The organism is Arthrobacter sp. TMP15, from assembly GCF_039529835.1.
Classification (GTDB): Bacteria; Actinomycetota; Actinomycetes; order Actinomycetales; family Micrococcaceae; genus Specibacter.
This window is the reverse complement of record NZ_CP154262.1, coordinates 626054-645718: the sequence shown is the minus strand read 5'-3', so window position 1 is coordinate 645718 and position 19665 is coordinate 626054. Positions and strand designations below refer to the sequence as shown.

The 19665-nt window shown below is 57.8% G+C and carries 19 protein-coding genes and 1 riboswitch; of the genes, 13 read left to right on the top strand and 6 right to left on the bottom strand.

Annotation, left to right across the window (positions count from 1 at the left end; all coding sequences use genetic code 11):
• Nucleotides 1–2 precede the first annotated feature (2 nt).
• Genes AAFM46_RS02850 through sucB form a run of 3 tightly spaced genes read left to right on the top strand, consistent with a single transcriptional unit; the run spans nucleotide 3 to nucleotide 3925 of the window.
• The gene (locus tag AAFM46_RS02850) at nucleotides 3–1160 is read left to right on the top strand and encodes a glycerate kinase (RefSeq protein WP_343319444.1); all 1158 of its coding nucleotides are present in this window, start codon (nucleotides 3–5) and stop codon (nucleotides 1158–1160) included.
• On the top strand, nucleotides 1153–2544 hold the full coding sequence (allB, locus tag AAFM46_RS02845) for an allantoinase AllB (RefSeq protein ID WP_283532364.1): 1392 nt from the start codon (nucleotides 1153–1155) through the stop codon (nucleotides 2542–2544). Before AAFM46_RS02850 ends, allB begins: the two co-directional genes overlap by 8 nt.
• Nucleotides 2537–3925: a 2-oxoglutarate dehydrogenase, E2 component, dihydrolipoamide succinyltransferase gene (gene sucB / locus AAFM46_RS02840; protein ID WP_343319443.1), complete on the top strand. Its 1389-nt coding sequence runs from the start codon at nucleotides 2537–2539 to the stop codon at nucleotides 3923–3925. The genes allB and sucB overlap by 8 nt, the downstream gene beginning before the upstream one ends.
• Nucleotides 3926–4024: 99 nt before the next feature.
• Here sucB and AAFM46_RS02835 read toward each other — a convergent pair whose 3' ends face one another.
• The 3 genes from AAFM46_RS02835 to AAFM46_RS02825 are packed head-to-tail and all read right to left on the bottom strand — an operon-like array spanning nucleotide 4025 to nucleotide 6154.
• On the bottom strand, nucleotides 4025–4855 hold the full coding sequence (locus tag AAFM46_RS02835; protein WP_283532366.1) for an SDR family oxidoreductase: 831 nt from the start codon (nucleotides 4853–4855) through the stop codon (nucleotides 4025–4027).
• Complete coding sequence (locus AAFM46_RS02830) at nucleotides 4852–5418, bottom strand: MarR family winged helix-turn-helix transcriptional regulator (protein ID WP_283532367.1); 567 nt, start codon at nucleotides 5416–5418, stop codon at nucleotides 4852–4854. Before AAFM46_RS02830 ends, AAFM46_RS02835 begins: the two co-directional genes overlap by 4 nt.
• Nucleotides 5411–6154: an SDR family NAD(P)-dependent oxidoreductase gene (locus tag AAFM46_RS02825; RefSeq protein ID WP_343319441.1), complete on the bottom strand. Its 744-nt coding sequence runs from the start codon at nucleotides 6152–6154 to the stop codon at nucleotides 5411–5413. The genes AAFM46_RS02830 and AAFM46_RS02825 overlap by 8 nt, the downstream gene beginning before the upstream one ends.
• Before the next feature lie 241 nt (nucleotides 6155–6395).
• Here AAFM46_RS02825 and bcp point away from each other — a divergent pair, with 241 nt between their 5' ends.
• From bcp to AAFM46_RS02800, 5 genes are all read left to right on the top strand, one after another.
• The gene (gene bcp / locus AAFM46_RS02820; protein WP_283532370.1) at nucleotides 6396–6863 is read left to right on the top strand and encodes a thioredoxin-dependent thiol peroxidase; all 468 of its coding nucleotides are present in this window, start codon (nucleotides 6396–6398) and stop codon (nucleotides 6861–6863) included.
• 373 nt (nucleotides 6864–7236) lie between these two features.
• Nucleotides 7237–7770, top strand: coding sequence for a 2-oxo-4-hydroxy-4-carboxy-5-ureidoimidazoline decarboxylase (uraD, locus tag AAFM46_RS02815; RefSeq protein WP_343319439.1), 534 nt, complete (start codon nucleotides 7237–7239; stop codon nucleotides 7768–7770).
• Nucleotides 7767–8108: a hydroxyisourate hydrolase gene (gene uraH / locus AAFM46_RS02810; protein WP_283532377.1), complete on the top strand. Its 342-nt coding sequence runs from the start codon at nucleotides 7767–7769 to the stop codon at nucleotides 8106–8108. Before uraD ends, uraH begins: the two co-directional genes overlap by 4 nt.
• Nucleotides 8109–8111: 3 nt before the next feature.
• Nucleotides 8112–9023 carry a factor-independent urate hydroxylase gene (gene pucL / locus AAFM46_RS02805; RefSeq protein ID WP_283532378.1) on the top strand — a complete coding sequence of 304 codons (912 nt, stop codon included), beginning with the start codon at nucleotides 8112–8114 and terminating at the stop codon, nucleotides 9021–9023.
• Nucleotides 9024–9205: 182 nt separating this feature from the next.
• Nucleotides 9206–10708, top strand: coding sequence for a nucleobase:cation symporter-2 family protein (locus AAFM46_RS02800; RefSeq protein ID WP_343319435.1), 1503 nt, complete (start codon nucleotides 9206–9208; stop codon nucleotides 10706–10708).
• Between the two features lie 93 nt (nucleotides 10709–10801).
• Here AAFM46_RS02800 and AAFM46_RS02795 read toward each other — a convergent pair whose 3' ends face one another.
• Nucleotides 10802–12253 carry an MFS transporter gene (locus AAFM46_RS02795; RefSeq protein ID WP_343319433.1) on the bottom strand — a complete coding sequence of 484 codons (1452 nt, stop codon included), beginning with the start codon at nucleotides 12251–12253 and terminating at the stop codon, nucleotides 10802–10804.
• 110 nt (nucleotides 12254–12363) lie between these two features.
• Between AAFM46_RS02795 and AAFM46_RS02790 the strand changes: the two genes are divergently transcribed.
• The 3 genes from AAFM46_RS02790 (at nucleotide 12364) to AAFM46_RS02780 (ending at nucleotide 14431) form a co-directional block, all read left to right on the top strand.
• Nucleotides 12364–12852, top strand: coding sequence for a MarR family winged helix-turn-helix transcriptional regulator (locus tag AAFM46_RS02790; protein ID WP_343319431.1), 489 nt, complete (start codon nucleotides 12364–12366; stop codon nucleotides 12850–12852).
• Nucleotides 12853–12913: 61 nt separating this feature from the next.
• Nucleotides 12914–13417, top strand: coding sequence for a MarR family transcriptional regulator (locus AAFM46_RS02785; protein WP_343319430.1), 504 nt, complete (start codon nucleotides 12914–12916; stop codon nucleotides 13415–13417).
• 36 nt (nucleotides 13418–13453) lie between these two features.
• Entirely contained in the window at nucleotides 13454–14431 is a 978-nt protein-coding gene (locus AAFM46_RS02780) for a zinc-binding dehydrogenase (RefSeq protein ID WP_343319428.1), read from the top strand.
• A gap of 85 nt (nucleotides 14432–14516) precedes the next feature.
• On the opposite strand, the gene AAFM46_RS02775 is transcribed toward AAFM46_RS02780, so the two are convergent.
• Both AAFM46_RS02775 and AAFM46_RS02770 read right to left on the bottom strand, forming a co-directional pair.
• Nucleotides 14517–15851 (bottom strand): LLM class flavin-dependent oxidoreductase, encoded by a 1335-nt coding sequence (locus AAFM46_RS02775; protein ID WP_343319426.1) that lies wholly within the window; start codon nucleotides 15849–15851, stop codon nucleotides 14517–14519.
• Nucleotides 15852–15867: 16 nt separating this feature from the next.
• Entirely contained in the window at nucleotides 15868–16632 is a 765-nt protein-coding gene (locus AAFM46_RS02770; RefSeq protein ID WP_343319424.1) for a 3-oxoacyl-ACP reductase, read from the bottom strand.
• A gap of 71 nt (nucleotides 16633–16703) precedes the next feature.
• Nucleotides 16704–16797, bottom strand: a riboswitch (TPP riboswitch).
• Between the two features lie 224 nt (nucleotides 16798–17021).
• On the opposite strand from AAFM46_RS02770, the gene nrdI reads away from it, so the two are divergent.
• Both nrdI and nrdE read left to right on the top strand, forming a co-directional pair.
• On the top strand, nucleotides 17022–17504 hold the full coding sequence (gene nrdI / locus AAFM46_RS02765) for a class Ib ribonucleoside-diphosphate reductase assembly flavoprotein NrdI (RefSeq protein WP_283531686.1): 483 nt from the start codon (nucleotides 17022–17024) through the stop codon (nucleotides 17502–17504).
• The gene (nrdE, locus tag AAFM46_RS02760; protein ID WP_283531687.1) at nucleotides 17501–19663 is read left to right on the top strand and encodes a class 1b ribonucleoside-diphosphate reductase subunit alpha; all 2163 of its coding nucleotides are present in this window, start codon (nucleotides 17501–17503) and stop codon (nucleotides 19661–19663) included. The genes nrdI and nrdE overlap by 4 nt, the downstream gene beginning before the upstream one ends.
• Nucleotides 19664–19665 lie beyond the last annotated feature (2 nt).

Below are 19665 nucleotides of genomic sequence, written 5' to 3'. Positions count from 1 at the left end.
CCATGCGCATCATCCTCGCCCCCGACAAGTTCAAGGGTTCCCTTTCAGCCCCGGAGGTTGCCAAGTATTTGGCGGCCGGCCTGCGCAGCGCGCACGCCGGGCTGGAGATTGATCTCATGCCCGTAGCCGACGGCGGCGAGGGTACCATCGACGCCGTGGTTGCCTCCGGCTTTACCCGGGTCAGCGCTCTGGTGCAAGGGCCCACGGGCCAACCGGTCACGGCCGACTACGCCGTCGACGGCAAAGTGGCTGTGATTGAAATGGCGGCAGCTTCCGGGCTCGCTGTTTTGCACAATGGCCAACTCTCCCCGTTGGCCGCAACTACCTATGGCACCGGCCAGTTGGTCTCCTCCGCCATGGATCATGGCTGTACGGAGATTGTGCTCGGTGTCGGTGGAAGCGCGTCAACTGACGGCGGCTCAGGGATGCTTGCGGCGCTGGGAGCAACATTTAAGGACGCCGCCGGGCAGCATTTGCCGCCCGGCGGCGGGGCCCTGTCCCAGGTCACCAACATTGATCTCACCGGACTTGACCCACGCATGGGAGCCGTTACTTTCACATTAGCCAGCGACGTGGACAACCCACTGCTGGGACCAGACGGTGCGGCAACAATTTTTGGTCCGCAAAAGGGAGCCACCACCGCCCATGTGGAACATTTGGAAAAGTCCTTAGAGCGCTACTTCCGTATCATGGCCAATGCCCTTGGCACAGCGGCTGTAGACGCCATCGACGCACCCGGCTCAGGTGCAGCTGGTGGCACTGGCTACGCCGCACTTGCGGTACTCTGCGCCAAACGCCGCCCTGGCATAGAGGTGATTCTGGGTTTGACCGGATTAGCCGAAAAAATGGGCAGCGCCGATCTTGTCATTACAGGCGAGGGTAGCCTTGATGAACAAAGCCTCTTTGGCAAGGCGCCCATGGGCGTAGCAACCGCGGCCCGCGCCGCGGGCGTTCCCGTTGTTGCCGTGTGCGGGCGCACCACCTTGTCGCCGGAGATTTTGGCCAATGCCGGCTTTGCCCACAGCTACGCGCTGACGGACATTGAAGCCGACACGGACGTTTGCATGAAAAACGCAGGGGCCCTGCTGACTGAAATTGGTGCCTTGATTGGCACCCGACTTGCCCAAACAGGTAAGGAAGAGGAGAACTCGTATGTCTAATATTGCAGGAAGCGACACGAACGACGGCGGCTATGACCTCGTTATTCGCGGCAACCGGGTACTGACCACCGCCGGCATTGCCCCGCGTGAAGTGGGCGTCCGTGACGGTGTTGTCATTGCTTTGGAGCCGTTGGGGAACAACCTCCAGGGCAGGGAAGTCATTGAGCTAGCTGATGATGAAACGTTGATTCCCGGCTTGGTCGACAGCCATGTGCACGTCAATGAACCCGGACGCACCGACTGGGAAGGCTTTGCCTCAGCCACTCGTGCCGCCGCGGCAGGCGGGGTGACAACCATCATCGATATGCCCCTGAACTCCATTCCGGCCACCACCAACGTGGACGCCCTGGAACTCAAACGCAGCGTAGCGCAAGACCAGGCGTTTGTTGACGTTGGATTCTGGGGTGGCGCCATCCCCGGCAATATCTCAGACTTGCGCGGTTTGCACGACGACGGCGTGTTTGGTTTCAAGTGCTTCCTACTGCACTCTGGGGTGGATGAATTCCCGCCGCTGGATCCTGATGAGATGGAAGCGGACATGCGGGAGCTAACGGGGTACGACGCCCTTATGCTTGTCCATGCCGAAGACTCACGCACCATTGACCGTGCACCCACAGCCCAGGGCGATCAATACTCCAAGTTCCTGGCTTCGCGTCCGCGCGGCGCCGAGAACCTGGCCATTGCCGAGGTCATTGAACGTGCCCGCTGGACGGGCGCCAAGGCGCACATCTTGCACTTGAGCTCCTCAGATGCCTTGCCCATGATTGCCAGTGCCCGCCGCGACGGTGTGAAGCTGACCGTGGAAACGTGCCCGCATTACCTGACACTCATGGCAGAGGAAATCCCCGACGGGGGCACCGCTTATAAGTGCTGCCCGCCCATCCGGGAAGCCTCTAACCGGGAAAAGCTGTGGCAGGGACTGCGTGACGGCGTCATCGATTGCATCGTCTCAGACCACTCCCCCAGCACCCTGGATCTTAAGGACCTGGAAAACGGTGACTTTGCCGTGGCCTGGGGCGGAGTCTCCTCCCTCCAGTTGGGTCTGTCGCTGATCTGGACCGAGGCCCGCCAACGCGGTATTGAGTTGGAGCAGGTCATCCATTGGATGTCCACCGCTCCGGCGGAGCTTGTCCAACTGCACCGCAAGGGCAAACTGGCACCGGGATACGACGCCGACTTCTCCATTTTCGCCGCCGATGACGCGTTTGTGGTCGATGTGAAGAAGCTCAAGCACAAAAACCCCATCACCCCTTACGACGGGCGTGCGCTCTCCGGTGTTGTCAGGCGCACATTCCTGCGCGGTCATGAACTCGACGGCATCACCCCCACCGGCCGGCTGCTGCGCCGCGGCGAAATCACAGTGGAACGGACGGTAAATGACTGAGTCAGTGCTGCTGCCCGCTCTGGGCGAAAGCGTCACCGAAGGAACTGTTACCCGTTGGCTTAAAGTCGTGGGCGACACCGTCAGCATTGATGACCCGCTCGTGGAAGTCTCCACCGACAAAGTGGATACCGAAATTCCTTCACCGTTCGAAGGAATCCTGCAGAGCATCGTGGTGGCCGAGGACGAGGTTGCCGAAGTCGGATCCGTCCTTGCCATCATCGGCTCCGCGGATTCAACCCCTTCGACCGACTCCGGGACAGCACCGGCGGCTGAGCCAGTTGCAACCCCGGCGGCTGCGCCAGTTGCAACCCCGGCGGCGGGGCCCCCGGCGGACCGGGATTCCCTCGGCGGCTTTCCGGCCAATCGGCCGCGGACGGCCTCGGCCTCCCTGACGCCGCCTGCGGAAACCCAGGCTCCCCCGGCGTTGGCCGGATCAGCCACCTATGTCACTCCGCTGGTGCGCAAGCTGGCACGCCAGCACGGAGTTGACCTTGCCACGGTGAGCGGTACCGGCGTTGGTTCTCGCATTCGTCGCAGTGACGTTACAGCCGCTGCCGCTGCCGCTTCACCGCCTGAGCCAAGTGCCGCCGTCGTGCCTCCTGCGCCAACACAAGTACCTAAAAATGCACCAGTAGCTGGGGCTCCCGCGTCCGCAAATCTGCGTGGAACGGTAGTGAAGGCGCCACGGATTCGTTCTGTGATCGCCAAGCGCATGCGCGAATCCCTGGACACCTCCACGCAGCTCACACAGGTGCACGAGGTGGATGTCAGCGCCATTGTGCGATTGCGGGCGCGGGCAAAGGAGTCATTCGCTGCTGCCAATGGGGTGAATCTGACGTATTTGCCGTTCATTGCTCAGGCAGTGGCGGAGGCGCTGAAGGTTCATCCCATGCTCAACGCTTCCTTTGACGAGGCCGCTGGAAACATCACCTACCACGATGGTGAGCACCTCGCCTTCGCCGTGGATGCGCCTAAGGGTCTGCTGGTACCGGTGGTTCGCAACGCTGGAACGTTGAATTTGGCCGGTTTGGCAGCTGGTATTGCCGATGTTGCCGCCCGTACACGCGATGGTTCCATCACGGCCGATGAGCTCAGCGGTGGAACGTTCTCCATCACGAACATTGGTTCGGTGGGTGCACTCTTTGATACCCCCATCATCAACGCCCCGCAGGTGGGAATCTTAGGTGTTGGTGCCATTGTTAAACGTGCCGTGGTGGTCACGGGCCCGGACGGGGATGATCTTCTGGCTATCCGCCACATGATGTACCTGTGCCTGACCTACGACCACAGGCTCGTGGACGGGGCCGATGCGGGCCGCTTCCTTCAAACGGTCCGGATGCGTCTTGAGGGGGCCGCTTTCCAGGACGATCTGGGCTTGTAATACATTCGCCATGATCCAGAGATAAACCAGGGAGCCGCAGCGTTGAGCTGCGGCTCCCTGTTTGTATTTAGATTTTGTTTTCCTCGCACGTGCCGGGAGCTAGTCCCAGATGTTGTCCCCGCGCAGTGAAGCATCTGCTCCGCCATCGGTGTAGATGGTTTGTCCTGTTGTGTGGGTGTTTTCTTCGCTTGTCAGCCAGGCCAGCAGCTTGGAGATGACAATGGCTTCTGAATGGTAGTTCAGCGGCATGGGAACATGGGAGTCCACCATTGTCCGGCCTTCTTCAGTAGCGAGGAGCTGTTCCGTCATGGGCGAGATGACAGTCCCTGGTGCTACCGCGTTCAACGGAATACCAGCCCCGGCCCAGGTGGGTGTGATGGATTCCCGCCGCACCCAGCGGCTCAGTGCCCGCTTACTCGAGGGATAGTTCAGGTAGCCGGCCTCCGGGCCCGAGGCAGCCAGCGTGGCGCCAATAGCCACCGCTTTTTCTTCATCACCGGCGAGCTGTGCTTCCACCAGTTCCGGGGAGTTGGGCTGCAAAGAAGCCATGGAACTGACGACGACGGCACGCGGGCTTGCGCTTTTTGCCAGGGCAGGTGCCAGGTGCTGAAGAAACTCCGTGACACCGAAAAAATTGACGCTTACTGTCAGCGGGATGGGTGCGGAGATCCCGGCGCAGGCAATGACGGCGTCGATTTTCCCGTCAGCTGCCGTGAGGGCCAACTCTGCGGCTTCTTTTCGTCCGGCCGCTGTGCTGAGATCTGCTTCAACATCGGCACCGCGGAGGTCAACTCCCACTACGCGGGCGCCACGTTCGCGCAGGAGATTGGTTGTTGCAAGTCCAATGCCTGAGCCGGCACCGGTGATGACGTAGGTACGTTGCTGCTGATTGTTGCTGGAGTTCTCTGTGGGGTTGGATGAAGCACTCATTGCGGGTCTCCTTGAAGTGTTTGAGGGGTAGGTGAAGGATCGCGTCCTTCGGTGGGGACTTTTGCTGTAATGCTCTTGGCCAGTTTCACTGTGGCAGATTCAAGTTTTTCCAACGAGACGAGTAGGTCATCTCGTTCTTGAGGGCTCCAGCCGTGTAATAGTTCTTCCACAAGCCCGTCACCGGCACGCACAAACGTGTCTGCAACACGTTGACCATCCGCGGTGAGTGCTACCAGGTGAGCACGTGCGTCACGAGGATCTGCAATCCGCGCGGACAATTTTGCCGCCGTCAGCCGGGCAACGATCTTGGAGATGTTTGATGCTCCCGTCACCATATGCCTGGCCAGCACCGATGGCCGTTGCGGGCCCTGATCGGAGAGGATGGTGATCATGGTGATTGCCCCGGGATCAAGGTCCACTCCTTCCCGCGCGACCACCGCTGTGAGGAAGTCCGGTGCCGACCATTCGCTGATGATCCGCGTCAGGGAGCTAATCAGCGCGGCTCGTTGGCCATCGCCACCGCCCACGGTTTGGCGCTCTTGAGCTTCGGAGAGCTTAGGCATTGGTGCCACCGTCAACCGGCAGTATGACACCGGTAACAAAGCTGGCTTCCTTGGAGAGCAGCCATGCCACGGCATTGGCAATTTCTTCCGAACGGCCCAGCCGGTTCATTGGAACTTCAGCAGCGTAGCCGGCCTTGGCATCCGCTGGCAGGGCCGCCAATGCTGCGGTTTCAATGGCTCCAGGGGCCACCGCATTGACACGGATTCCATGCGCTGCGTTCTCCAATGCCACGCTGCGGGTGAGGCTGACAACGCCATGCTTGGATGCGCCATAGGGAGTTAGTTTCGGCGTTGCTGAGATACCCGCAATTGAAGCCACATTAACTATGGCACCACCATTGTTTGCACGGAAGTGGGCAACTTCAGCCTGCATGGACAAGAAGGTCCCGCGCAAGGTGACGTTGATGGTGCGGTCCCAGTCATCGATGGTGACGTCTTGGATATCCTTGGGCATGGCGCCCAAGCCCGCGTTGTTGACCGCCAAGTCCAAGGAACCAAAGGTTTCAACGGCGAAAGTTACCAGTGCGCTAATGTCTTTGGATTTGCTGACATCGGCATGCTTGTAGGCGGCCCGTCCCCCAGCTGCAGTGATCAGGGCCACGGTTTCGCCACCGGCGGCGTCATTGACATCGGAAACAACCACCGCCGCACCTTCTGCGGCAAGCCGCTGGGCAATGGCGCGGCCAATTCCGGCTCCTGAGGCGGTGACGAGTGCGGTTTGCTGATCGAAGAGCATGATTTCTCCTTGGGGTTGGTATCCCGGCAAATTTTATGTCGTACAGACAGCATAACACTTTTACTGTCGTTGCGACACTAAATAGCAGTATTGCCAGCCGCCACGCGCTCCGATCCGGCAATGCGAGACACTAAGGTAGCGCCCGCATGCCGGACACGACGTTGACGTTGCATGCCGGTGTCATTATGCTGTTCCATACAGCAAAATAATTATTCCGCATAATGAAAACATTGGAGCAAAAATGTCAAAGCAACTCAGCGCCGCTCAAACAGCCCCTGGCTTCAGCCTTCCGAATGCCAACGGTAAAACCGTTTCACTAACCGACTACGCCGGGCGCCAGGTCATCGTTTACTTCTACCCGAAAGCCGCCACCCCCGGCTGCACCACCGAGGCTTGCGATTTCCGCGACAGCCTCACTGCACTTCAGGGCGCCGGAGTTGACGTTGTGGGCATCTCAACTGACCCGCAGGAAGCGTTAACCACTTTCGCCGAGGAGTTCAGCTTGAACTTCCCCCTCCTCTCTGACGCCAATCACGAGGTGGCTGAAGCCTGGGGAGCATGGGGTGAAAAGGTAATCAACGGCAACACCATGATCGGCACCTTGCGCTCCACGGTAGTGGTCAATGCCGATGGAACGGTGCGCAGTGCAGAATACAACGTCAACGCGGAGGGTCACGTAGCCCGCTTGCGCACGGAACTAGGACTCTAAGCCCACACCCTCGAGCAGCGCACCAGCGGCATTCTGCCGCGGTGTGCTGCTTTGCCATGCCTTGAACCCATACCCTCAAAGCAGCCCTCAAAACCTGGGCCTCGGTTGCGCTGCACGAGCCCGGCACGGGCAGTGAAGACTTTCAGCCTCAGCCCTGGCCCCTACCGGCCACGGACCCGCCCACCTGCCTGCCCGCCTTGTTGCAGCAATGATTGTACGCAGCCACCCGCCAGTAAACAGGAGCTTCTTTGCCGCCAGCATTACACACAGTTGTTGTGATTGACATCTCGGCTGTGATGCGGTTCACTATTCATATGCTGAAATAACAGTTCCACGATACGAAACTATTTGTGTTGTTCGTATAGCCGACACCGTGGATGCCAGCAATGACCTAGAAGGAATACAAGCAATGCTGCTTGAGGACTTCAATCACGCCGCGCGAACAGAACTCGAACCTGTTTTGCGTCCCTGTATCGATATCCAGCGATGGATCGATGAGATCATCACTGCCCGGCCCTTCGCTACCATCAATGATCTTCTTTCCTGCGCTGGTAACGCTAGTGATCCCTTCACTACCGAAGAAATAGCCTCAGCGATGGCTCATCATCCCCGAATCGGTCAACGCGCCCCCGGCACCAGTACCGAAGCTACGCTTTCTCGTTCCGAGCAAGCAGGGGTAGATCCCACCGATCCGGCCATCACCACCGCCCTGACCGAGGGAAACCGGGCCTACGAAGCCCGTTTCAACCAAGTCTTTTTGATACGGGCCGCTGGCCGGTCCCCACAGGAAATCATCAACACCCTCCACCAACGCCTCAAGAACACCCCCGAAGAGGAAAACCTCATAGTTGCTGGGCAACTACGAGAAATCGCAGTGTTACGACTCCAAGGAGTGATCAACGCATGAGCGTTTCCCACATAACCACCCACATCCTGAACACCGCAACAGGAACACCGGCCACATCCGTCGCCGTTGAACTCCACACCCGCGAGGGCCACACATGGTCCCAAATCGCTACCGCCACCACCGATACAAACGGGCGAGTGAAAGACCTCGGCCCGGAAAAACTACCCACCGGCACCTACCAACTACGGTTCAATACCGGCGCCTACTTCGCCAGCATCAACACCGAGACTTTCTTCCCAGAAATCTCCCTGACCTTCACCCTCCAGCACAGCCAGGACCACTACCACGTACCCCTGCTGCTAAGCCCCTTCGCCTATTCAACATACAGAGGAAACTAGACCATGACTGAGAACAACATCATCCTCGGCGCCAACCAATTCGGCAAAGCCGAAGTACGCGTGGTAAAAATCACCCGCGATACCGACCGCCACGAGATCGAAGACCTCAACGTCACCTCAGAAGTACGCGGCGACTTCAACGCAGCCCACATCGATGGCGATAACGCCCACGTCGTCCCCACCGACACACAAAAGAACACCATCTACTCCTTCGCCCGCGATGGCATCGGCTCCCCCGAAGCCTTCCTGCTACGCCTAAGCGAACACTTCACTAAAGAATTCGCCTGGATCAATGGCGGACGCTGGTCAGCTGAACAATACGCCTGGAACCGCATCCAAGCCAACGGCACAGCCCACGATCACTCCTTCGTGAAAAGCAACCAAGAAATCCGCACCTCCGTCGTCGTTAAAAACGGCGACACCACCCACGTACTCGCCGGCCTCAAAGACCTCACCGTTCTCAAAACCACCCAATCCGGCTTCACAGGCTTCCCCGTGGATAAATACACCACCCTAGCCCAGACCAGCGACCGGATCCTCGCCACCGACGTCGCCGCCCGCTGGCGCTTCAACCCCGAAGCCATCAATAAAAACTTCGACTTCAACACCTCCTACGAATCCATCAAAGCACTCCTGCTAGAAGGCTTCACCGAAGGCTTCTCCCACGCACTCCAAAACACCCTGTTCGAAATGGGCAAAAAAGTACTCAACGCCCACCCAGAAATCGATGAAATCAAATTCTCCATGCCCAACAAACACCACTTCGTCGTTGACCTCACCCCCTTCGGCCAAGACAACCCCAACGAAGTCTTCTTCGCAGCAGACCGCCCCTACGGCCTCATCGAAGGAACCGTCCTACGCGAAAACGCCTCCAATGCAGGCAACATCTGGGACGGCGTCGCAGGCTTCTGCTAAACACCACCCCACCCAGCACCAACCAGCACCAACCAGCAGTACTGAGTAAAGAGTGAGTAAAGAGTGAGTTGTACTGAGTAAAGAGTGAGGCGGGGGGCCACGGCCCCCCGCCTCACCAACACGGCAACCCCCACAGCGCGTTGTCGTCAAAGATGTTAGGTAAGCAGACAAGGAGGTCCGCTATGACCAAGAAAACACGCACCACCACCATAGCCACCACGAAAACAGCCAGACCAGAAGATGAAAAACTAGGAATCGGCGCCAGCTTCGCGTACGGATTCCAACACGTCCTCACCATGTACGGCGGCATCATCGCCGTACCCCTAATCGTGGGCCAAGCAGCAGGACTAAAACCAGCAGACATCGGCCTACTCATCGCAGCATGCCTCTTCATGGGCGGCCTAGCCACCCTGCTCCAAACCCTAGGCCTACCCTTCTTCGGCTCTCAACTACCCCTAGTACAAGGCGTCTCATTCGCCGGAGTAGCCACCATGGTCGCCATCGTCAACGGCGGCGGCGGAATCCAAAGCGTCTTCGGCGCCGTGATCGTCTCCTCAGCACTAGGCCTACTCATCTCCCCCATCTTCTCCAAAATCATCAAATTCTTCCCACCCGTAGTCACCGGCACCGTGATCACCGTCATCGGCCTCTCCCTCATGCCCGTAGCAGCTAACTGGGCCATGGGCGGAAACAAAAAAGCAGAAAACTACGGCGACGTAACCAACATCGCCCTCGCCGCCGGAACCCTCGTGATCGTGCTCCTACTCAGCAAACTAGGAAACAGCACCATCTCACGACTCTCCATCCTGCTAGCAATCGTCATCGGCACACTCATCGCCCTCGCCCTAGGAATGGCCAACTTCTCCAAAGTCACCACCGGCCCCCTCATCGCCTTCCCCACACCCTTCCACCTCGGCATGCCCACCTTCCACCTCGCCGCGATCATCTCCATGTTCATCGTGGTCCTGGTCATCATGGTAGAAACCTCCGCGGACATCCTGGCAGTAGCAGACATCGTAGAAACCAAAGTCGACTCCCGCCGCCTCGGCGACGGCCTCCGCGCCGACATGGCCGCCAGCGTCATCGCCCCCGTCTTCGGCTCCTTCACCCAAAGCGCCTTCGCCCAAAACGTCGGCCTCGTCGCCGTCACCGGCATCAAAAGCCGCTTCGTCGTCGCAGCAGGAGGGGTCATCCTCGTCATCCTGGGCATCCTACCCGTCATGGGCCGCGTCGTAGCAGCAGTACCACTACCCGTCCTCGGCGGAGCAGGAATCGTCCTCTTCGGCACCGTCGCAGCCAGCGGCATCCGCACACTCTCCACCGTCAGCTACAAAAACAACATGAACATGATCATCGTCGCCACCGCCATCGGCGCCGGCATCATCCCCATCGCCGCACCCACCTTCTACGACAAATTCCCCGAATGGTTCGCCACCATCTTCCACTCCGGCATCAGCTCCGCCGCCGTAGTCGCCATCCTCCTAAACCTCCTCTTCAACCACTTCACCCTCGGCAACCCAGAAAACCCCTCCGTCTTCGCCGCCGGAACAGACCGACTCATCCCCGCCGAAATAGCCCACTGCCTCCAACACGGAGACCACTGGGACAACGGCAAACTCCTCGACGCCAACAACCAAGAAATACCCATCACCGGGGAACAACCACTCACACCCCAACAGACCTAAGTAAAAAAACTAAACACAAGGCGCCGCCGTCGGGCACTAAAAAAGCAGGCTTCAGGGATCTCACCCTGAAGCCTGCTTTGTGCTCAGATTAATTTAAACCCTGGCAGGCTCACTACTGACGTGAACATTGACCGGTACAGCCTTCCGGTGGCGCGGGATCAGCGATGCCAAAACGATGGCTGCCGCTGCGGCACCGGCCGCAGCAACGAATGTCAGCTGGAACCCTTCCATGGTGGGCACCGCGAGATCTCCCACAGTCATTGTCATGTTCGCCAGAATGACTCCCATAACAGCGGCTGAGGTGGAGGTGCCTACGGCACGCATCAGGGAATTGAGCCCGTTGGCCGCACCAGTTTCCGTCTGTGGCACAGCACTCATGATCAGCGCAGGCATAGCCGCGTATGAGAGTCCGATTCCGGCGCCGATCACCATCGACGCAGTTACTACCTGCCAAACATTTGTGGTGAGGAAGAACGCCAGAACGTAACCTGCCCCAATGACCACTCCACCTATCAGCAGGGTTGTTTTTGGGCCTCGCCAGGTTGTTATGCGAGCGGATACCGGCGAGAGCGCCATCATGACAATGCCGCCGGGGGCCAGTGCCAAGCCGGCCTGCACCATAGACAGGCCGAGCCCGTATCCGGTTGAGGAAGGCGCCATGAGCAACTGCGGGAAGGACAACGTCATGGCGTACATGGCGAAACCCACTGCAATTGAGGCGAGGTTTGTGAACAGCACGCGGGGACGCGCCGAAACGCGCAGGTCCACCAGTGGTTCCTTTACACGGAGCTCAAAAACTCCCCATAGGACCAGAATAACAACGGAAGCTCCAAAGAAGCCCAGCGTCAGCAGGCTGCTCCAGCCCCAGTCCGCACCCTTGGTAATGGGAAGAAGCAGGGCCATCAAACCCGCAGCGAGGCCGGCTGCTCCGACCCCGTCAAAGCGTGCAGGTGTGCGCATTGTGGACTCGGGCAACACTACGAAGACCATGACTATAGCGATGATGCCAAGTCCGGCGGAGGCCCAGAACAGGGCATGCCAATCTGCGCTTTGGGCTATGACCGCAGCAACGGGAAGCCCAATTGCTCCGCCCACCCCCATGGTGGCGCTCATCGTCGCAACTGCGCCACCAATCTTTTCCCGCGGCAGTTCATCACGAAGGATGCTGATACCCAACGGAATGGCACCCATCGCCAGCCCCTGCAGTACTCGTCCCACGAGCATCAAACCCATGGAATCTGTCAACGCGCAAAGCACGGAGCCCACTACTAAGGAGATCAGGGAGAACATCAGCATGCGTCGTTTGCCGAAAATATCTCCCAGCCGGCCAGCAATCGGGGTGATGACTGCCCCGGCCAGAAGGGTGGCTGTGATAATCCAGGAAGCATCTGCCGATGTGGTGTTCAACAACAAAGGTAGTTGTGGAATGAGTGGGACTACCAGGGTCTGCATCAGCGAAACCACAATTCCCACGAAGGCCAGTACAACGATGGCCAAGCGTGGAGAAGGTGATTTGGGAACTTTTACCGGGGGGCTTTGCGTCATGGGGCTCCTGTACGAACGGAAAGATTGAATTAACTAACTCTATTGTAGAGTACACAAGCTTTGCATCATACATGAAATATGTCTCATTCAAGGCTTCGCTAGAATGGGTCATGGAAACGGAGCAAACAGGGAGCGCCATGACAGTATCCAGCGATTTGCTGAAGTCGATGCAGTACGAGCTCATGCTCTTTTCTCGCTATCAACTGCGCCCGTTTTACCATGACGATCCAGCGTTGGAGCGGTCCGCTTATGTGCTCCTTAATCGTCTGGAGCCCGTGGGGCCCATGACACTGAAGGAGCTCTCCAGGGCCCTTCGCCTCGACACCTCAACCATCCACCGTCAGGTTGGCATGCTGCTGCGCCATGGCCATGTTTGCTATGTAGCGGGCACCCCGGGCGAGGTTGCCCGCCGCATTGCCCCCACTACTGCCGGCATTGACGCGCTCATTGCCACTCGCAAAGTCTATGAAGAAGGGCTCAATCGCGTGGTTGGCAATTGGCCCGAAACCAAGCAGGCGCAGTTCATGGAACTGCTTCGGGACTTCAATCAAGATGTTGAGGGTCTCGAAGAGACCTCCTGGCCCAGGGTGCAAGAGTAAAAGTCCTGGCACGAAATGAAATTAACTTGTGCACAAGTATCTTGTGTGCAAAGCTTTCTGGATGGAAGACCAGCCGCACTCGCCACCAATCGATTCAGACCCTCTTGAGCCGATGCTCTGCTTTGCGCTATATGCTGCGGCCAGGGCAACGAACCGCCGCTATAACGCCCTGCTTGAACCGTGGAGTTTGACCTACCCCCAATATCTAGCCTTGGTTCTTTTATGGTCTCGCCGGTCCCTGACCGTGAAGGAGGTTGCAGAGAATATGATGCTGGACTCGGGCACAACGTCACCCTTGATCAAACGGCTTGAGACACGGGGTTTCATTAGACGGGAGCGATCAACAGCTGACGAACGGACAGTGATTGTTTCCGTGACCGACCCCGGACTGGCCTTACGTACTGAGCTCGCCCACATTCCTCTGCGCATCGCGGCGGCAACCCAGCTGGATCAAAGTGACGGCAAGAATGCACTGTCGATTTTGCACAAAGTTATTCGCAACCTTTCTGCCACGCCAATGCTGGATAACGATTCTTCAAAAACCACTCCCCCCACCCACGCTTGAAGAAAAGCGTCCGGGTCAAACACGATTGAGAGCAATATGCGCGCCCTAATGCACACCACGTTCGGAGACCCCAGCAAGGTCCTTGCAGTTGAAAATATCCCGATCCCAGACCCCGGCGCCGGCGAGGTCCGCGTCCGCATGGTTTTGGCAACGATTCACAACCACGATCTACTCACCATCCGTGGCAGCTACGGCTTCAAACCCGAGCTGCCTGCCCGTGCCGGAACCGAGGCCATGGGGGTCATTGACGCTCTCGGCACAGGTGTCACCGGGTTTACTCCGGGCCAACGTGTGAGCACCGGCGGCACTTTTGGCGTGTGGGCTGAGTACTTCATTGCAAAAGCTGCAGCTGTATTCCCTGTCGATGACAGCATTAGTGATGAGGCAGCGGCCCAACTGGTGTCGATGCCGTTCAGCGCCATCAGTCTCCTTGAATCACTGAAACTCAACAAGGGTGATTGGCTGGTACAAAATGCTGCCAACGGCACTGTTGGCCGACTTCTAGCCCAGCTAGCAACTGCCCGCGGCATCAACGTTATTGGGTTAGTGCGCCGAAGCGCAGGCGTCAGGGAACTCGCTGATCAGGGAATCGGCAACGTCGTTGCCACGGATACTGACGATTGGGCTGAGCGCGTTCGTGCCATCGCCGATGGTGCCCCGATTACTTCTGGCGTTGACTCCGTTGGTGGACGGGCCAGCGGGGACGTCCTTTCACTGCTGGCGGAGAATGGCACGCTTGTGGTGTTTGGCGCCATGAACTCCCCGCTCATGGAGATCAGTTCCTCAGATGTCATCTTCAAACAGGTCACCATCCGTGGTTTTTGGGGTAGCAAAGTCAGCACATCCATGCCGGCCCAAGAACGCGGTGCCCTCATGAAGGAACTCCTTGAGCGGCTCGCCTCCGGAGCACTAACCCTTCCCGTTGAGGCAAGTTATTCACTGGAGGATGCCCAGGATGCGGCCCGGGCAAACTTTGTTCCTGGCCGCACCGGCAAGATCATGCTGCACCCCTAACCAGCACCAATAGTTAGCCACGTGGCGCCTGAGATTCACTCGGCTAGTCGGGTTGAGCCGGCTAGCCGAGTCAATCTAAACCGCCCTAGGTAGTGTGCCCGGCAAAAGATTTCAATTCAGGCCGGGACAGGCCCAAATTATCTCGCAGAGTACTGCCCGGGTATGCGGTTCGGAAGATCCCACGGTCCTGCAAAATCGGTACTACCAAGTCAACAAAATCCTTCAGGGAGTCCGGGTAGGCCGGACACATCAGGTTGAACCCGTCACAAGCACCAGATTCAAACCACTCCTGAATTTCATCGGCAACTTCGGTGGGCGTGCCAATCATGGTGGCATGACCACCTCCGGCTGCCAGGAAGCCCAGTAGTTCCCGCAATGTGGGCTCCTTGGTTTCAATAATTCGTTGCACTGTCAGGTACCGCCCCTGCGGGCCCGTGAACGTCGCCGCTGGCGGCAGCGGAGCCACCGCATCATCAAGCCCATGGGTTCGGTAATCCTGGCCGGTAAACACGTTCAGTTGGGCGATTGCCGCTGGAATATCCAGATAAGCGTCAAGTGCGCGTTTCTTCTCCAGCGCCCCTTCCCGGGTTGGTGCCACATAGGTGACTAGTCCAGGCAGGATTGGAACCACGGTTTGAGAACGATCGGCAACAGCTAGGCGCTCTCGCATATCGGTGGCGAACTCTAGTGCCGAGTCCTTATCCCAAGAAACAGAATAGATAGCCTCGGCAAATCGAGCCGCGAATGCTCGCCCTACTTCCGAGGACCCGGCCTGGAAAAGCACCGGCCTGCCCTGCGGAGGACGCGGAACGTTGAGCGGGCCCTTCACGGAAAAGTATTTGCCCTCATGGTTGATCGGTTGAATCTGCTCCGCATCAATAAAGGTCCCGCTCTCCCTGTCAGCGGGAAGCGCCTCATCCGACCATGAATCCCACAACGTCTGGATTACTTGGACAAACTCATCAGCCCTTTCATAGCGGTCAGCATGGTTTGGCAGTGCCGCCAACCCATGATTTTGGGCTTCAGCATCAAACATGGAGGTGACAATGTTTGCCCCCACTCGCCCACCGCTGATGTGATCCAATGAGGCAAGCATGCGTGCAGCATGGAAGGGTGTATAAAAGCTTGAGGAAACGGTGGTGACCAAGCCAATGTTTTTGGTGGCCCTGGCTATGGCGCTCAGAGCCGTAATGGGCTCCAGAAGCCACGGCACTCCCGCGGTGTAGGTCCGGTTGATGGCGTGCCCGTCCGCGAAGAAAATGGCGTCAAGGCAGCCACTTTCGGCCAGTTGCGCCAGTTCCTCGAAATAGGAAATCTCACCTACCCGCTCGGCACTGGAATTCGGGTGCCGCCAACCCATTGTGTGATGCCCTGCCCCGAAAAGAAAAGCATTGATATGTAATTCTCGTGTGCTGTTCATGAGAACTCCCCCGTCCTTAGTTCATGACCAGTCCGCCGTCGACCACAAGATTTTGCCCCGTCACGGCTCGGGACCACGGTGAGGCGAAGAAGAGTGCGGCATCGGCAAATTCGGCTGGAGTGGTGACTTTACGCAGCGGCGTTCCGCCGGCGATCAAGTCAAAAACCTGCTCTGGCGTGGCTGCGGAGGCGTCAGTGGTGCGCAGCAGCCCACCTGAAACCATGTTGACGCGGATATTTGATGGTCCTAGATCGGCCGCGAACGTCCGGGTCAACGCCAGCAGGGCAGCCTTCGCCGCGGTGTAGTCGTGGTATGGAACCACGGGGTTTTGGAACAGGTTTGTGCCAACGTTAACGATGGCGCCAAACCCAGCTTCCTTCATTCCCGGCACTACTGCCTGGATGGTATTCAGGGCACCTCCCACAACTCCGGCAAATTGTGCCCGAAATTCCTCGTAGCAAATCTCTTCGGCCTTAGAACGGCCGTCGCCGTTGAAAGAAAAGTCCGGCAAAGCGTTGTTGATCGCCGTGGTGATGGGTGTAGCAAAATGTTCGGTTGCCGCAGCGACCATGGCATTCACCTCGCCAGCATTGGTGACATCTGCGCGTAACGCAATCGCTTTTTCTGAACCGAATTCACGGGCTAGTTCCTGCGCGGCGACTTCACTGTTGCGGTAGTTCAGCACCAGGCGGGCGCCTTCACGGGCAAAGGAACGGGCCACGTCGGTGCCGAGTCCGCGCCCAGCGCCGGTAATGAGTACAACTTGGTCTTTGATCAGCATGTGTGCACCTTTCATATGAGTAAAAGGATGCCCAAAAGCACGATTCCCACGCTGCTGCGAGCGCTATGGCCTTTGTTCTGGACCGGCATCCCTTCGCTCGGATTATCGAAATCAGGTTCAACGGGTCTAGCTCTCAGCCGCAATGCGGCACCCCGTGTCGTGTCCAGAACCCAAGCTACCACGGTTGCCAGGGCCCTTACGCACGCCTCACTCGGCCTAATTCTCACACACCTCAAAACGCCACTGGGGCAGACGGAGAGAACAATAATTTCGGTGCGCCTAACTTTTAAGTTCAGATTAATGATACTACTAGATGCAGCGTCTTTTAGAGTTACAGCCACTAGATGTAGTGGTCTTGAGGCGGATCGCTAAAACAGATAGGAACCCTAGTGAGCCAGGACAGAGCCAAGTCGGCGGCTTTTAATCCCCCCAGTCGCAGAGCATCTTCGGATCTTGTGGTGTTCTCAAGCGTCTCTGAAAATACGCTGCGCTTTGTGAAGCGTTTGGACCGTCATTCCGTACGAATACCGCTGCGTCCCAAGCTGGAAGGCCAGATCCAACTCACCCGCCCTTTTGTCATGGTGGTCCCCACCTATGGCGGTGGTGCACGCGAGGGAGCGGTACCCAAACAAGTCATCAATTTCCTCAATGACCCGGTCAATCGGGGTTTCCTGCGAGGGGTTATCACCGCTGGGAACACAAACTTTGGCGAGGACTACTGCTTGGCAGGGTCCGTGATCGCCGGGAAATGCAAGATCCCTGAGCTGTATCGGTTCGAACTGCTGGGCACCGACTATGACGTTGAACGAGTCAATGAGGGCCTCACCCGGTTCTGGGCAGAGGCCGCCACCAAGGAAAAGGATCAACTATGAATTCCACCGTTGTAATAGCCGAAAAACCCTTGCACAAAGGCATTGGAACCCGGAAGGAGCACCACGCACTTAATGCGCAGTTGAACCTTTTCGCACCGGATGGCTCAATCCAACTTGAGAAGGATCAACAGGCCCTGCGCGAATACTTCCGCCAGGACGTCATCCCAAACACTGCCCACTTTGAGAGCCTCGAGGAAAAAATTGCTTTCCTGTTTAAGCATGACTACTACGAGGAAGCGTTCATCAACGCTTATGACTGGTCCTTCGTCAAGGGGGTCTATGCCCAGGCTCAGCAGGCTGATCACCGCTTCGCTTCCTTCTTGGGCGCTTTCAAGTTCTACTCCTCTTACACACTAAAAACCTTCGATGGCAAGAGCTACTTGGAAAACTTTGCCGATCGCGTGGTCGCCACCGCACTCTACTTAGGCGCAGGGGATGAGAAGCTTGCTACAAAATTAGTTGAGGAGATCATCTCCGGCCGATTCCAGCCCGCAACCCCCACGTTCCTGAATGCCGGAAAGAAGCAGCGTGGTGAAATGGTCTCATGTTTTCTCTTGCGTATGGAGGACAACCTTGAATCCATCGGTCGCAGCGTAAACTCCGCGCTGCAGCTCTCCAAACGCGGTGGCGGCGTTGCCTTGCTGATGACGAACCTGCGCGAGTCAGGCGCGCCTATCAAGCAGGTTCAGAATCAGGCCTCAGGGGTGGTTCCGGTTATGAAGATCTTGGAGGATTCATTCTCCTACGCCAACCAGCTTGGAGCCCGGCAGGGAGCAGGAGCTGTCTATCTCCATGCCCACCACCCCGATATTATGGCCTTCCTTGACACCAAGCGGGAAAATGCTGATGAGAAGATCCGCATCAAAACCCTCTCACTTGGGGTGGTCATTCCTGACATCACTTTTGAGCTGGCTCGCGACAATCGCGACATGCACCTATTCAGTCCCTACGATGTTCAGCGCGAATATGGCACGCCCTTATCTGACATCTCCGTTGGTTCCCGCTATGAAGAACTGGTAGCCAACCCCCGCATCCGAAAAACCACCATCAGTGCCCGCGGTTTCTTCAAAACGCTGGCGGAATTGCAGTTTGAATCCGGCTACCCTTACGTACTTTTTGAAGATACTGTCAACCGTGCCAATCCCATCTCCGGATGGATCAACATGTCCAACCTGTGTAGCGAAATTCTGCAAGTCAACACCCCCTCTAGCTACGACGCCGCGATTGGCTACACAGAGGTGGGGCGAGATATCTCCTGCAACCTGGGCTCCTTGAACATAGCTCAAGCAATGGCCTCACCAAACTTCGGCGCAACGATCGAAACGGCAGTGCGCGGACTAACCAGCGTCTCTGACCAATCGGTTCTGGATGCTGTCCCCTCTGCCGCAGCAGGCAACGATGCCAGCCACGCAATTGGTTTGGGGCAGATGAACCTGCACGGCTACCTCGGCTCCCAGCGCATCCACTACGGCAGCGCCGAGGGAGTGGATTTCACCAACATGTATTTCTATACTGTTGCCTATCACGCTCTGCGTGCCTCACATCAGATCGCCGCCCAACGCGGCGTCACATTTGAGGGCTTCGCCACCTCCACGTATGCAGATGGCAGCTACTTCAACAAGTACACCGATCAGGCCTGGGCACCCTCCACTCACCGTGTGCGTCAGCTTTTCGCAGAGGCCCGGATAGAGATTCCTACTCAGGAGCACTGGCGTGCGCTGAAGGCCGCCATCCAGAGGGATGGCATTTACAACGCCTACCTGCAGGCGGTGCCACCCACCGGCTCCATCTCCTACATCAACAACGCCACGGCATCGATCCACCCAATCGCCGCGAAAATTGAAATCCGCAAGGAAGGCAAACTGGGCCGTGTCTACTTCCCCGCGCCGCACATGGATAATTCAAACCTTGAATTCTTTGAAGACTCCTACGAAATTGGCTACGAGAAGATCATCGACACCTATGCGGCGGCCACCCAGCACGTAGACCAGGGCCTGAGCTGCACCTTGTTCTTCCAGGACACGGCAACAACAAGGGACATCAACAAGGCACAGATCCATGCGTGGCGAAAAGGTCTCAAAACCCTGTATTACATCCGTTTGCGCCAACTGGCTTTAGCCGGGACGGAAATTGAAAACTGCGTCTCCTGCGCCCTCTGACT

Bases quoted from the DNA above. Each gene is read 5' to 3' on its own strand.
- AAFM46_RS02850 (WP_343319444.1), top strand. From the start codon at position 3: ATGCGCATCATCCTCGCCCCCGACAAGTTCAAGGGTTCCCTTTCAGCC.
- allB (WP_283532364.1), top strand. From the start codon at position 1,153: ATGTCTAATATTGCAGGAAGCGACACGAACGACGGCGGCTATGACCTC.
- sucB (WP_343319443.1), top strand. From the start codon at position 2,537: ATGACTGAGTCAGTGCTGCTGCCCGCTCTGGGCGAAAGCGTCACCGAA.
- AAFM46_RS02835 (WP_283532366.1), bottom strand. From the start codon at position 4,855: ATGAGTGCTTCATCCAACCCCACAGAGAACTCCAGCAACAATCAGCAG.
- AAFM46_RS02830 (WP_283532367.1), bottom strand. From the start codon at position 5,418: ATGCCTAAGCTCTCCGAAGCTCAAGAGCGCCAAACCGTGGGCGGTGGC.
- AAFM46_RS02825 (WP_343319441.1), bottom strand. From the start codon at position 6,154: ATGCTCTTCGATCAGCAAACCGCACTCGTCACCGCCTCAGGAGCCGGA.
- bcp (WP_283532370.1), top strand. From the start codon at position 6,396: ATGTCAAAGCAACTCAGCGCCGCTCAAACAGCCCCTGGCTTCAGCCTT.
- uraH (WP_283532377.1), top strand. From the start codon at position 7,767: ATGAGCGTTTCCCACATAACCACCCACATCCTGAACACCGCAACAGGA.
- pucL (WP_283532378.1), top strand. From the start codon at position 8,112: ATGACTGAGAACAACATCATCCTCGGCGCCAACCAATTCGGCAAAGCC.
- AAFM46_RS02800 (WP_343319435.1), top strand. From the start codon at position 9,206: ATGACCAAGAAAACACGCACCACCACCATAGCCACCACGAAAACAGCC.
- AAFM46_RS02795 (WP_343319433.1), bottom strand. From the start codon at position 12,253: ATGACGCAAAGCCCCCCGGTAAAAGTTCCCAAATCACCTTCTCCACGC.
- AAFM46_RS02790 (WP_343319431.1), top strand. From the start codon at position 12,364: ATGGAAACGGAGCAAACAGGGAGCGCCATGACAGTATCCAGCGATTTG.
- AAFM46_RS02785 (WP_343319430.1), top strand. From the start codon at position 12,914: ATGGAAGACCAGCCGCACTCGCCACCAATCGATTCAGACCCTCTTGAG.
- AAFM46_RS02780 (WP_343319428.1), top strand. From the start codon at position 13,454: ATGCGCGCCCTAATGCACACCACGTTCGGAGACCCCAGCAAGGTCCTT.
- AAFM46_RS02775 (WP_343319426.1), bottom strand. From the start codon at position 15,851: ATGAACAGCACACGAGAATTACATATCAATGCTTTTCTTTTCGGGGCA.
- AAFM46_RS02770 (WP_343319424.1), bottom strand. From the start codon at position 16,632: ATGCTGATCAAAGACCAAGTTGTACTCATTACCGGCGCTGGGCGCGGA.
- nrdE (WP_283531687.1), top strand. From the start codon at position 17,501: ATGAATTCCACCGTTGTAATAGCCGAAAAACCCTTGCACAAAGGCATT.